This window comes from Burkholderia sp. Bp9142 (genome assembly GCF_003853415.1).
Taxonomy (GTDB): domain Bacteria; phylum Pseudomonadota; class Gammaproteobacteria; order Burkholderiales; family Burkholderiaceae; genus Burkholderia.
In genome coordinates, this window is record NZ_QTPP01000001.1 from 114,083 (window position 1) to 127,084 (window position 13,002).

Below are 13,002 nucleotides of genomic sequence, written 5' to 3' on the forward strand. Positions count from 1 at the left end.
TACTAGGGATATGTGACTATTGACCCATCACAATGTACAACGGTCGCCAATCTTGTGCGCGCAATGGAATTCATCCCCGAGCTTGAAAAACACACCGCCATCTAGGTTACAAAACGTTGCAGCATCAACTTGAGGCGAGGGTTTCTTGATTTCACTGCATTCGTTCAGCAAACTGCCATCAATCATCAACGTCGCGGAGGCGGCGCGCAGACTCGACGTCGATACTAGGCGCTGTACCAGAATGCGAATAAGGAAGCGCGCGTCCTCGCCAAACGCTGGAGGCAATATATTCAGCGCCGGAAAGAACAGGGCATGGTCGATGCTCGCACCATCATCGATGGCGGCATGCCGGGACATCATCGCCGACGGCAACTCCATCAACCTGCGGGGGGCTTAATGCTCGCGTAGCCGAGGAGGTCTTGGCAGCATCCGCGGCGTCATAGACGTGCGCTAGGTGGTCAAGGAAGCGCCCGGCGCGAGCTAGCCGACGCGCGCCCCTTCACAGCGAAAAAGCCGGCCTGCGCGCCGGCTTTTTCACGCCCATTCGCGGCTGTACACCGCGAACAAAGCTTTCCACGCTACCACCCGTTCCCGATAGAGCGCAATGCGTCCCATCGGGGAATCAAGCATAACGTGTCCAACTGGACACTTTATGCTTAACGGCACAGACTTCCTCGAATGACCGTGGAAGAGAATCTGGTGGGCCCCCCGGGAGTCGAACCCGGCACCAACGAATTATGAGTTCGCTGCTCTAACCAAGCATGAGCTAGGGGCCCAGACGAGAAGCAAAGCGTGCTACACGCCGCTCCGGCAACGAAGCCGGGCCGGCATTGTAACAACAAAGACGACGAAGAGGACAAACGCCACCGGCATCACGTGGATACCGGCGGCGTTCGCAAGTGAGACGCTGGAAATCAGTTCCCTTCGAGGAACGACTTCAGCTTGTCGGAACGGCTCGGGTGACGCAACTTGCGCAGCGCCTTGGCCTCGATCTGACGGATCCGCTCGCGGGTGACGTCGAACTGCTTGCCGACTTCCTCGAGCGTGTGATCGGTGCTCATCTCGATGCCGAAGCGCATCCGCAGCACCTTCGCCTCACGCGGCGTCAGCGAATCGAGCACGTCCTTCACGACGTCGCGCATGCTTGCGTGCAGCGCGGCATCCGCCGGCGCGACCGTGTTGTTGTCCTCGATGAAGTCGCCGAGATGGGAATCGTCGTCGTCACCGATCGGCGTTTCCATCGAGATCGGCTCCTTCGCGATCTTCATGATCTTGCGGATCTTGTCTTCCGGCATCTCCATCTTCTCGGCGAGCGTTGCCGGATCCGGCTCGAGACCGGTTTCCTGCAGGATCTGCCGCGAGATGCGGTTCATCTTGTTGATCGTTTCGATCATGTGAACCGGAATACGGATCGTGCGCGCCTGGTCCGCGATCGAACGCGTGATGGCCTGGCGGATCCACCACGTCGCGTAGGTCGAGAACTTGTAGCCGCGACGGTATTCGAACTTGTCCACCGCCTTCATCAGGCCGATGTTGCCTTCCTGGATCAGGTCGAGGAACTGCAGGCCGCGGTTCGTGTACTTCTTTGCGATCGAGATCACGAGACGCAGGTTCGCCTCGGTCATTTCACGCTTCGCCTGACGCGCCTTCAGTTCGCCAGCCGCCATCTGGCGGTTGGTTTCCTTCAGGTCCTTCAGCGGCAGCACGACGCGCGCCTGCAGGTCGATCAGACGCTGCTGCTGTTCGCGGATCGCCGGAACGTTACGCGACAGGACCGCGCTGTACGCATGGCCTTCGGCCGTGATCTTCTCGGCCCAGTCGAGATCCGTCTCGCTGCCCGGGAAGCGCGCGATGAATTCCGAACGCGGCATGCCGCACTTGTCGACGACGATGTGCAGGATCTGACGCTCGACCTGACGCACTTCATCCACTTGCGCACGCAGCGTATCGCACAGACGCTCGACGGTACGCGCGGTGAAGCGGATCGTCATCAGCTCGGTCTGGATCGTTTCTTGCGCCTTCAGGTAGGACTTCGACTTGTAGCCTTCCTTCTCGAACGCGCGGCGCATCTTGTCGAACCACTCGCTGATCTGCGAGAACTTGTCGAGCGATGCACGCTTGAGGGCTTCGAGCTGGGCGGCGTTGGCCGACGCCTGCGCGGCACCGTCATCTTCCTCCTCTTCCTCTTCTTCCTCTTCCTCTTCGGCTTCCTCGTCCTCGTTCTCGATCGCTTCCGCTTCCTTCGCGGAGAAACCGTCCGTGTCGGCGGAGTCCGAAGCATTCGGATCGAGCAGGCCGTCGACGAGCTCGTCGACGCGGATCTCTTCGTTCGCGACGCGCTCGGCCATCGCGAGGATGTCGGCGATCGTCGTCGGGCACGCGGAAATTGCCATCACCATGTGGCGCAGGCCGTCCTCGATCCGCTTCGCGATCTCGATTTCGCCTTCGCGCGTGAGCAGCTCGACCGTGCCCATCTCGCGCATGTACATCCGGACCGGATCGGTCGTGCGACCGAATTCCGAATCGACGGTCGACAGCGCGACTTCAGCTTCCTCTTCGACTTCATCGTCCGACGACGCGGCCGGCGCGTTGTCGTTCAGGAGCAGCGTTTCCGCGTCCGGCGCCTGCTCGTAAACCGCCACGCCCATGTCGTTGAACGTGCCGATGATGCCTTCGAGGGCTTCGGTCTCGGTGAAGTTGTCCGGCAGGTGGTCGTTGATTTCGGCATACGTGAGGAAGCCGCGCTCCTTGCCGAGCTTGATCAGCGCGCGCAGCTTCACGCGGCGCTCCTCGAGCTCCTCGGCCGTGCCGGGCGTGCTCGTCGCGAACGCTTCCTTCAGTAGCGCCTTTTCCTTGGCGCGACGATCGCGCACCTTGGATTTGCCCGGGGCAGCCGCGGCTGCGGGCTGTCCGTCGCTCTGATTTGCGTCGTCATCGACGGATACTTCGTTCAGCTTTTTGGTCATGGAGTTCGCCGTACCGGCTATATCGACTCGCGGCTGCTGGACGACAGCCGGTTGAACCGTGGGTGCATGAGTAGTACGTACTGCCGTTTCGTCCGCGGCGGCAGTCGTGTCCCTTGCGCTTTTCGCACTTGCCCGCTTCGCCGCCGGCTTGGCCGGCCCGGAGTCGGGTCTGGCGGCAGCCCGTGTTCTGGCTGCCGACGCCGGCGCAGCCTGAGCAGTGCCGGCCGCGGCTTTTTTTCCTGCAGGGGCTGACGTGACTGAAGACGTTGTCCTGGCGAAAGAAGCAGACTTGGCCGCTGTGACCTTGGTGGTCGGCTCCGTCGAGCCCTTGCCTGTTGCTTTCTTTCCGCCTGTCGTCTTTGCCATCGCGAATCTCGCCTCCGCTTAGAAAACAAACCGCTGGAAACCTTATATTATAGCACGCTGGGAAGCCCTCTCCTGGCGCCCCGGCCGCCTACAGCCCGAGCCGACGCTTCATGTCGGTTCGCTGCTGGTTCAATTCCGTCAATTCAGCCAATTCCTCGGGTGTGAAGGTGGATTGCCGCGCCAGCCGATCGAGCCGGTCGCAGCAAGCGTCATAGCGCATCTTGAGCACCGCCGCCTGCAGTTCTTCCCCGGCGATCCGTTCCTGTTCACGCTGCCGCTCGGGCACCGTCTCGTCTTCCGGATTCTGTAACAGCAAGTCACGGACGTTTTCATCATAGTCCAGAATTTCGCGGAAGATTTCCTCGTAAGTCGCCCCGTTCGAGGACGTCCGCAGGACGTCCGACAGCAGCCGGAACTCCGCGCCGTCGCCCAGCGCGCGCGCATGCTCGACGACTTCGGCGAACAGCTCGCCGATGCGCGGCAGCGCGCGCAGGGTCGCAAGCTGTTCGTCATCGAGCTGCGACGCGATCCGCGGATGCATCACGAGCGTACGCAACGCCCGCTTTTCGCTGTCCGTCACGCGCCGCCGCTCGCTGCGCGCGGGCGCCTGGCGCGCCGGCGCGGCGATGCGCGTGTCGACGTCCGACAGCCCCGCGACTTCCTCGAACGGGATATCGAGGCGGTCGGCGAACATGTGCATGATCTGCGCGCGCAACGCGTTCGCCGGCAGCGCCTGCAGCAGCGGCTTCGCGTCGAACAACGCCTTCGCGCGGCCTTCCGGCTGATCGAGCGCCTTGCCGGCAATTGCTTCGTTCAACAGAAATTGCGACAGCGGCATCGCGCGTTCGACCTGCCCGGAGAACGCGTCCGCGCCGAATTCGCGTACGTAGCTGTCCGGATCATGTTCGGACGGCAGGAAAAGGAATCGGATCGTCCGGTTGTCCGCCGCATGCGGCAGGCACGCCTCGAGCGCGCGGCGCGCCGCACGCCGGCCGGCCGAGTCGCCGTCGAAGCTGAAAATGACCGTGTCGGTCTGGCGCAGCAGCTTCTGCACGTGGATCGGCGTGCATGCCGTGCCGAGCGTCGCGACCGCGTTCGGGAAGCCGAGCTGCGCGAGCGCGACGACGTCCATGTAGCCTTCGACGACCAGCACGTACTTGCGCTCGCGAATCGCGAGGCGCGCCTCGAACAGCCCGTACAGTTCGCTGCCCTTGTTGAACAGCGGCGTTTCGGGCGAATTCAGATACTTCGGCTCGCCGCTGCCGAGCACGCGGCCGCCGAACCCGATCACCTGCCCCTTCACGTTGCGGATCGGGAACATGATCCGCTCGCGGAACCGGTCGTAGCGTCGCGCGACGCCTTGCGCGTCGGTTTTCTCGCTGACGATCACGAGCCCCGATTCGACGAGCGAGTCGTCGCGGTAATCCGGGAACGCGGCTTCGAGGTTCTGCCAGCCATCCGGCGCATAGCCGAGGCCGAAGCGCGCGGCGATCTCGCCGGTCAGGCCCCGGTTCTTCAGGTACTGGATCGCGACGGTCGCACCGCGCAATTGCTTGCGATAGTAGTCGCACGCAGCCGACATCACGTCGGACAGCGCGGTCGCGACCGATTTCGACACGGGCGCCGGATAGTCGCCGCCGCCCCCGCCGCGCATCGACGGCTCGTGCGGCACGGTCAGCCCGACCGACTGCGCCAGTTCCTGCACGGCTTCCGGGAACGTGAGCCCCGCGTGCTCCATCAGGAAGCCGATCGCCGTGCCGTGCGCGCCGCAGCCGAAGCAGTGATAGAACTGCTTGGTCGGGCTGACGGTAAACGACGGGCTCTTCTCGTTATGGAACGGGCACAACCCCATGAAGTTGGCGCCGCCCTTCTTGAGCTGCACGTACCGGCCCACCACGTCGACGATATCGACGCGGTTCAGCAAATCCTGCAGGAACGAATGCGGAATCACCGTGGGATCGAGCGAAAAAAAGACGATACGACGCCCCGGCGCACGCGCATGCGACGCGCCGGGAAGCGGGTTTTACTTCGACAGCGCGGCCTTGACCTGCGCGGAAACGGCGGTCATGTCGGCACGGCCCGCGAGCTTGCCCTTCAGCACGCCCATCACCTTGCCCATGTCCTGCGGGCCGGCCGCGCCCGTCGCCGCGACCGCGGCCTGGACTTCGGCGGCCACTTCGGCGTCCGACAGTTGCGTGGGCATGTAGGCGCCCAGCACGGTCAGCTCGGCCTGCTCCTTCGCGACGAGATCGTCGCGGCCGGCGGCCTGGAACTGGCTGATCGAGTCCTTGCGCTGCTTGATCATCTTGTCGATCACGGCGGTGATGCCCGCGTCGTCGAGGGTCACCCGATCGTCGATCTCGCGCTGCTTGATCGCGGCCAGCAGCAGGCGAATCGTCGCCAGACGCTCGCTTTCCTTCGCGCGCATCGCGGCCTTCATGTCTTCGCTGATCTGCTCTTTCAAACTCATCTTGCACCCGGGATGGAAACGTGACTTCGACGCCCGCGCACGGACGTCAACACAAAAACCCGCTTGGGACTATGTCTCAAGCGGGTTGCTCGAATCCGGCATCGGCGACTCGCGGCCCCAGATCGAGGCCGATCGTGCGGAGTTCGCCGGTGCGCCGCTCAGTGAACCGCGCGGCGCTCAATCGTTCAGTACAGCTTCTTCGGCAGCGTCTGGCTGCGAATCCGCTTGTAATGACGCTTCACTGCAGCAGCCTTCTTGCGCTTGCGCTCGGCGGTCGGCTTCTCGTAAAACTCCCGCGCACGAAGCTCGGTCAGCAGACCGTTCTTCTCGATCGTGCGCTTGAAGCGACGCATGGCGACTTCGAACGGCTCGTTTTCTTTAACGCGAATGATCGTCATGATCCGACACGAATAAAGGTTTGCAGGGAAGATTTACGAGTATAGCAGAGCGTCGTACAAAGACCTAAGGGCCGGGTCCCTTCAACGCGGGCCCGCATGGCCGTGTCAGGCGCCGCGCGCGAACTCCGCCGCCGCCTGCCCGGCCGCCGTGCCTGACGCCCACGCCCACTGGAAGTTGTAGCCGCCGAGCCAGCCCGTCACGTCCACCGCCTCGCCGATGAAGAACAACCCCGGCACCCGCGCACTCATCATCGTCGCCGACGACAGTTCGCGCGTATCGACACCGCCCTTCGTCACCTCGGCCTTCTTGTAGCCCTCGGTGCCGTTCGGCGTCAGCGTCCAGCCGGACAGCGCGTCGCCGATCTGGCGCAGCGTCCTGTCGGGCAGGTCCGCAAGCCGCGCGTCGGCCGCGACGCGATGCGTGTCGAGCCAGACGTGCGCGAGGCGCGACGGCACCCAGTCCGCGAGCAGCGAGCCGATCTGGCGCTTCGACGTGTGCTTCGCGTCGAGCAGGTCGGCCACCGCATCGCGCTGAGGCAGCAGGTCGATGCGGATCGGGTCGCCGGACTGCCAGTAACTGGAGATCTGCAGGATGCCGGGGCCGGACAGGCCGCGATGGGTCAGCAGCAGGTCCTCGACGAATTCGCCGCCGCGCTTCTTGTCGCCGGTCGACACGCGCACTTCGAGCGACACGCCGGACAGCGCCGCGAACGGCGCCCAGTCCTGTTGCGCGAACGTGAGCGGCACGAGCGCGGGCCGCGTATCGACGAGCTTGTGACCGAACTGCTTCGCGAGCCGGTAGCCGAAGTCGGTCGCGCCGATCTTCGGGATCGACAGGCCGCCCGTCGCGACAATCAAGGCGCGCGCGCGGATCGGCCCCGCCTGCTGCGTGTCGAGCGTGAAGCCGTCGGCCGGCGCGTGGCGCACGGCGTCGACGGCCACCGGCCGGCGCCAGGCGATGCCGCCCGCGTCGCATTCGTGCTTCAGCGCGTCGATGATCGCGTCGCTGCCGTGATCGCAGAAGAGCTGCCCCTTGTGCTTTTCGTGCCAGGTGACGTGATGACGCTTGAGCAGGACGAGGAAGTCGCGCGGCGTGTAGCGCGCAAGCGCCGAGCGGGCGAAATGCGGGTTCGACGACAGGTAGTTGTCGGGGCCCGCGTGGAGATTCGTGAAGTTGCAGCGGCCGCCGCCCGAGATGCGGATTTTCTCGGCGAGCCGCGGCGCGTGGTCGATCAGCACCACGCGGCGACCGAGTTGCCCGGCGACCGCGGCGCTCATCATCCCGGCGGCGCCCGCGCCGATCACGGCGATGTCATAAGTTTCCATGGCGCGGATTGTACCTGCCCGGCCTCGGGCCCGGGCCGCCCGCGGCGGCGACCGGCCCCCGCCTGCTATAATTTCCGGTTACGTTGACCTTCCTGCGGCGCGCTCGATACAGCGCGCCCCACCCCTTACCCATGCTCGTTCTCGGCATCGAAAGCTCCTGCGACGAAACCGGCCTCGCGCTCTACGACACGCAGCGCGGCCTGCTCGCGCACGCGCTCCATTCGCAGATCGCGATGCACCGCGAATACGGCGGCGTCGTGCCCGAGCTCGCGTCGCGCGACCACATCCGCCGCGCGCTGCCGCTGCTCGAGGAAGTGATGGCGCAAAGCGGCACGCACCGCGACGACATCGACGCGATCGCGTTCACGCAAGGTCCCGGCCTCGCCGGCGCGCTGCTGGTCGGCGCGAGCATCGCGAATGCGCTGGCGCTGGCGTGGAACAAGCCGACCGTCGGCATCCATCACCTCGAAGGCCACCTGCTGTCGCCGCTGCTCGTCGACGCGCCGCCGCCGTTCCCGTTCATCGCGCTGCTGGTGTCGGGCGGCCATACGCAACTGATGCGTGTGACCGACGTGGGCGTATACGAGACGCTCGGCGAGACGCTCGACGACGCGGCCGGCGAAGCGTTCGACAAGACGGCGAAGCTGATCGGCCTCGGCTATCCAGGCGGTCCGGAAGTGTCGAAGCTCGCGGAAACGGGCACGCCGGGCGCGGTCGTGCTGCCGCGCCCGATGCTGCATTCGGGCGATCTCGACTTCAGCTTCAGCGGCCTGAAAACTGCGGTGCTCACGCAGATGAAGAAATTCGAGGCGGCGAAGCTGGAAGGCGAAGCGCTCGAGCGCGCGAAGGCCGATCTCGCGCGCGGCTTCGTCGACGCGGCCGTCGACGTGCTCGTCGCGAAGTCGCTCGCCGCGCTCAAGAAGACGAAGCTCAAGCGCCTCGTGGTCGCGGGCGGCGTCGGCGCGAACCGCCAGTTGCGCGCGGCGCTGTCGGCTGCCGCGGCCCAGCGCGGCTTCGACGTGCACTATCCCGATCTCGCGCTCTGCACCGACAACGGCGCAATGATCGCGCTCGCCGGCGCATTGCGGCTCGGCCGCTGGCCCGAGCAGGCGAATGCGGATTACGCGTTCACGGTGAAACCGCGCTGGGATCTCGCGTCGCTCGCACGCTGAGCCGCGCGCCGCGCCGGAACGCGCATCGGCAGACACCGGAAAACAACAAGGCCGCTCGATCGAGCGGCCTTGTTTCGTTGCAGCGGCAAAACGACGCGGCGACGCGGCGTTACGCAGCGTGTCGCTTGTCGCGCTCGATCAGTGCATACGCGCTGTGATTGTGGATCGACTCGAAGTTCTCGGCTTCGAGCACGTAGGCCACCACGCGCTCGTCCGCATCGAGACGCTGCGCGACGTCGCGCACCAGATCCTCGACGAACTTCGGGTTTTCGTACGCGCGCTCCGTGACGAACTTCTCGTCCGGACGCTTCAGCAAGCCCCACAGCTCGCACGATGCCTCTTCTTCCGCGATGCGGATCAGCGCCTCGACCGGCAGGTCGGCCGCGAGCTCGGCGTCGATCGTCACGTGCGAGCGCTGGTTGTGCGCGCCGTACTGCGAGATCTTCTTCGAGCACGGGCACAGGCTCGTCACCGGCACGAGCACCTTCAGGAACAGGCGCGCCTCGCCGTTGCGGCTTTCGCCGGCGAGCGTCACTTCATAGTCGAGCAGGCTCTGCACGCCCGACACCGGCGCCGTCTTGTTCACGAAGTACGGGAACGTGACCTCGATGCGGCCGGCCTCGGCTTCCAGCTTCTCGAGCATCGACGCGAGCATCGCGCGGAAGCGCTCGACCGTCAGCGGCGCACGATTCTCCTCGAGCAGCGCGACGAAGCGCGACATGTGCGTGCCCTTCTGATCGGCGGGCAGGCGCACGTCGAGGTTCCAGACGCCGACGGTCGGCTGCACGTCGCCGCTTTCGGTACGCACCGTCAACGGATGCCGGACCGCCTTCACGCCCACGCGCTGAATCGGAATCTGGCGGGTATCCACCGTGCTCTGCACGTCGGGCATCACGAAGGCGGGATTCATCTGGTTCATCTTGTTCAATCCTTGTAAGCCGCGCGTTCGACGACGCGCACGCCGCGTCACGCGGCAGCCGGAAAAGCAACATGGGCCCGCAGGCCCATGTTTTCCGCATCAATGTAGACCGGTTGCGCCAGTCGCACCGACGCCGCGCGCAGGCGGCGCCAGCTTATGCGACGCGCTTCGCCTGGCCGGCGACATCGGCCGCCGCGCTCAGGAAGCGTTCACGAATCGATTTCGCGATGCCCGCGCCGTCGAGGCCGCATTGCGACAGCAGCTTCGCGGGATCACCGTGATCGATGAACTGGTCAGGGAGACCCAATTGTATTACGGGTCGGATAACCCCACTCTCCATCAGGGCTTCGACGCACGCCGAACCCGCACCGCCCATCATGCAGCCTTCCTCGACCGTGACGAGGTAGTCGTGCGTCTCGGCGAGCTCACGCACGAGCGCCGCATCGACCGGCTTCACGAAGCGCATGTTCGCGACCGTGGCGTCGAGTTCCTCCGCCGCCACGAGCGACGGCGCGACCATCGTGCCGAACGCGAGGATCGCGACGCGCTTGCCTTCCGGCTGCGACGTACGGCGGCGCACTTCGCCCTTGCCAAGCGGGATCTCGGTGAATTCCTTCACCGTCGCCACGCCCGTGCCCGCGCCGCGCGGGTAACGCACCGCGGTCGGGTTCGGCTGCTGAAGCGCCGTGTGCAGCATCTGGCGGCACTCGTTCTCGTCGGACGCGGCCATGATCGTCATGTTCGGGATGCAGCGCATGAACGCGAGATCGTACGCGCCCGCGTGCGTCGCGCCGTCGGCGCCGACGAGGCCCGCGCGGTCGATCGCGAACACGACCGGCAGGTTCTGCAGCGCGACGTCGTGGATCAGCTGGTCGTATGCACGCTGCAGGAACGTCGAATAGATCGCGACGACGGGCTTCAGCCCTTCGGTCGCAAGGCCGCCCGCGAACGTCACCGCGTGCTGCTCGGCGATGCCGACATCGTAGTAGCGATCCTTGAAGCGCTTCTCGAACTCGACCATGCCCGAGCCTTCGCGCATCGCGGGCGTGATGCCGACGACGCGCGTATCGCGCTCGGCTTCATCGCACAGCCATTCGCCGAACACCTGCGTGTACGTCTTCTTCGCGGGCGTGGCCGACGGCTTGATGCCTTCTGCCGGGTTGAACTTGCCGGGGCCGTGATAGAGCACGGGATCGGCTTCGGCGAGCTTGTAGCCCTGGCCTTTCTTCGTCACCACGTGCAGGAATTGCGGACCGCGCAGTTCGCGGATGTTCTGCAGCGTCGGGATCAGCGAATCGAGATCGTGACCGTCGATCGGGCCGATGTAGTTGAAGCCGAACTCCTCGAACAGCGTGGCCGGCACGACCATGCCCTTCGCGTGCTCCTCGAGCTTGCGCGCGAGTTCGAGCACCGGCGGCGCCACGCTCAGCACACGCTCGACGCCCGCACGCGCGGCCGCATAGAAGCGGCCCGACATCAGGCGGGCGAGATGGCGGTTCAGCGCGCCGACCGGCGGCGAAATCGACATGTCGTTGTCGTTGAGGATCACGAGCAGCTTCGCATCCTCCGACACGCCTGCATTGTTCATCGCCTCGAACGCCATGCCGGCCGTCATCGCGCCGTCGCCGATCACCGCGATCGAGAAGCGGTCGTCGCCGTTCAGCTGGCTGCCGATCGCCATGCCGAGCGCCGCCGAGATCGACGTGCTCGAGTGCGCGGTGCCGAACGTGTCGTATTGGGACTCGCTGCGGCGCGGGAAACCCGAGATGCCGTCGTACTGGCGCAGCGAATGCATCTGGTCGCGGCGGCCCGTCAGGATCTTGTGCGGGTAGGTCTGGTGACCCACGTCCCAGACGATCCGGTCGTTCGGCGTGTTGAACACGTAGTGCAACGCGATCGTCAGCTCGACCGTCCCGAGGTTGGACGACAGATGGCCGCCCGTCTTCGACACGCTGTCGAGCACGAACGCGCGCAGTTCATCCGCGAGCGGGTGGAGTTGGCGACGATCGAGGCGGCGCAGATCCGCCGGGTCGTCGATGGTTTTCAGCAAGTCGTACATCGTCGTTCCATTGTAGGAAATCAAACGCGCCCGCATTCTATTGCACGCACCGTAGCGTGTGCGCAGCGGCGGGCTTCGCGTCAGCTGACCCGGTTCACCACCAGGTCGGCAAGTTCGGCGAGACGCTGTGCGCGTGCGCCGAACGGTTTCAGCGCATCATGCGCTTCGGCGCGCAACTGCGCCGCGAGCTCGCGCGATGCATCGAGGCCGAGGATCGATACGTAGGTCGGCTTGTCGTTCGCCGCATCCTTGCCGGCCGTCTTGCCGAGCGTCGCCGAATCGGTCGTGACGTCGAGGATGTCGTCGACGACCTGGAAGGCCAGACCCACGGCCCCCGCGTAGACGTCGAGCGCGGCCAACGCTTCCGCCGACGGCGTGTCGCCGGCCAGCGCGCCCATCCGCACGGCCGCGCGCAACAGCGCGCCCGTCTTCATCCGGTGCATCGTCTCGAGCTGCTCGCGCGTCAGCTTGAGGCCGACGCTCGCCAGGTCGATCGCCTGCCCGCCGGCCATGCCGATCGAGCCGCTCGCCAGCGCCAGCTCGCGCACGAGCGCGGCCTGCTGCACCGGCGACAGCGCCGCGGCATCGGTCAGCGCGACGAAGGCCTGCGACTGCAGCGCGTCGCCGACCAGCAGCGCCGTCGGCTCGTCGTACTGCACGTGCACGGTCGGCTTGCCGCGTCGCAGCGCGTCGTCGTCCATGCACGGCATGTCGTCATGCACGAGCGAGTAGACGTGGATCATCTCCAGCGCCGCCGCCGCCGCGTTGCGCGCCGCTTCGGTCGCGCCGGTCAGTTCGCCTGCTGCATGGCACAGCAGCGGGCGAACGCGTTTGCCGCCGCCGAGGACCGCGTAGCGCATCGCTTCGTGGAGTTGCGTGGGCACCACGTTTTCAGCCGGCAAATAGCGGCCGAGTGCGTCCTCGACGCGGTCGAGCACGGACCGCATCCATTGTTCGAATGTCATAGATCGTCGTCTTCGCCGTCCGTGGCGGCCGTTCCGGACGAAAGCGGCTTCAGCGTCGCGCCGTCGAGCACGCGAACCTGCTGTTCCACTTTCTCGAGCTGCTGTTGGCAAAACGCAACGAGGGTCGCCCCGCGGCGATACGCAGCGAGCGAATCCTCGAGGCTCAACGCGCCGCCTTCCATCCGGGCAACCAGCGTCTCGAGTTCCGCGAGCGCCGTTTCGTAATTGTCCGGCAACGGTTCGGTGCCATTGCCGGGCGGGGTGGCGCCTGGGGATGCGGTTTTCGCCATGGACGAGGGTGTCAAATTTCAAAACAAGTCGGACATTCTACGGCAAAAGAGAATTCTCCGATCTGCCGACT

At 65.4% G+C, this 13,002-nt stretch carries 11 protein-coding genes and 1 tRNA gene; 1 reads left to right on the plus strand and 11 read right to left on the minus strand.

Going from position 1 to position 13,002, the window contains the following annotated elements; translation table 11 throughout:
• Positions 1-27 precede the first annotated feature (27 nt).
• From DIE22_RS38010 to DIE22_RS00545, 7 genes are all read right to left on the minus strand, one after another.
• On the minus strand, positions 28-378 hold the full coding sequence (locus DIE22_RS38010; protein WP_185640518.1) for a hypothetical protein: 351 nt from the start codon (positions 376-378) through the stop codon (positions 28-30).
• A gap of 319 nt (positions 379-697) precedes the next feature.
• Positions 698-776: transfer RNA gene (locus DIE22_RS00520), tRNA-Ile, on the minus strand.
• Positions 777-914: 138 nt separating this feature from the next.
• The gene (gene rpoD, locus DIE22_RS00525) at positions 915-3,332 is read right to left on the minus strand and encodes an RNA polymerase sigma factor RpoD (RefSeq protein WP_124604079.1); all 2,418 of its coding nucleotides are present in this window, start codon (positions 3,330-3,332) and stop codon (positions 915-917) included.
• Between the two features lie 88 nt (positions 3,333-3,420).
• Entirely contained in the window at positions 3,421-5,283 is a 1,863-nt protein-coding gene (dnaG, locus tag DIE22_RS00530; protein ID WP_124604081.1) for a DNA primase, read from the minus strand.
• Between the two features lie 72 nt (positions 5,284-5,355).
• The gene (locus DIE22_RS00535) at positions 5,356-5,802 is read right to left on the minus strand and encodes a GatB/YqeY domain-containing protein (RefSeq protein ID WP_124495552.1); all 447 of its coding nucleotides are present in this window, start codon (positions 5,800-5,802) and stop codon (positions 5,356-5,358) included.
• Between the two features lie 185 nt (positions 5,803-5,987).
• On the minus strand, positions 5,988-6,200 hold the full coding sequence (rpsU, locus tag DIE22_RS00540; protein WP_006479415.1) for a 30S ribosomal protein S21: 213 nt from the start codon (positions 6,198-6,200) through the stop codon (positions 5,988-5,990).
• Between the two features lie 105 nt (positions 6,201-6,305).
• Positions 6,306-7,535, minus strand: coding sequence for an NAD(P)/FAD-dependent oxidoreductase (locus DIE22_RS00545; RefSeq protein WP_260426591.1), 1,230 nt, complete (start codon positions 7,533-7,535; stop codon positions 6,306-6,308).
• Positions 7,536-7,657: 122 nt separating this feature from the next.
• Between DIE22_RS00545 and tsaD the strand changes: the two genes are divergently transcribed.
• Positions 7,658-8,698 carry a tRNA (adenosine(37)-N6)-threonylcarbamoyltransferase complex transferase subunit TsaD gene (tsaD, locus tag DIE22_RS00550; protein ID WP_124495556.1) on the plus strand — a complete coding sequence of 347 codons (1,041 nt, stop codon included), beginning with the start codon at positions 7,658-7,660 and terminating at the stop codon, positions 8,696-8,698.
• Positions 8,699-8,807: 109 nt separating this feature from the next.
• Here tsaD and folE2 read toward each other — a convergent pair whose 3' ends face one another.
• The 4 genes from folE2 to DIE22_RS00570 all read right to left on the minus strand — a co-directional run bounded on the left by folE2 (position 8,808) and on the right by DIE22_RS00570 (position 12,931).
• Positions 8,808-9,617: a GTP cyclohydrolase FolE2 gene (gene folE2, locus DIE22_RS00555; RefSeq protein WP_124495558.1), complete on the minus strand. Its 810-nt coding sequence runs from the start codon at positions 9,615-9,617 to the stop codon at positions 8,808-8,810.
• 154 nt (positions 9,618-9,771) lie between these two features.
• Positions 9,772-11,676 carry a 1-deoxy-D-xylulose-5-phosphate synthase gene (gene dxs, locus DIE22_RS00560; RefSeq protein ID WP_124495560.1) on the minus strand — a complete coding sequence of 635 codons (1,905 nt, stop codon included), beginning with the start codon at positions 11,674-11,676 and terminating at the stop codon, positions 9,772-9,774.
• 80 nt (positions 11,677-11,756) lie between these two features.
• On the minus strand, positions 11,757-12,641 hold the full coding sequence (locus tag DIE22_RS00565) for a polyprenyl synthetase family protein (protein ID WP_124495562.1): 885 nt from the start codon (positions 12,639-12,641) through the stop codon (positions 11,757-11,759).
• Entirely contained in the window at positions 12,638-12,931 is a 294-nt protein-coding gene (locus DIE22_RS00570) for an exodeoxyribonuclease VII small subunit (RefSeq protein WP_040139363.1), read from the minus strand. Before DIE22_RS00570 ends, DIE22_RS00565 begins: the two co-directional genes overlap by 4 nt.
• Positions 12,932-13,002: the final 71 nt, after the last annotated feature.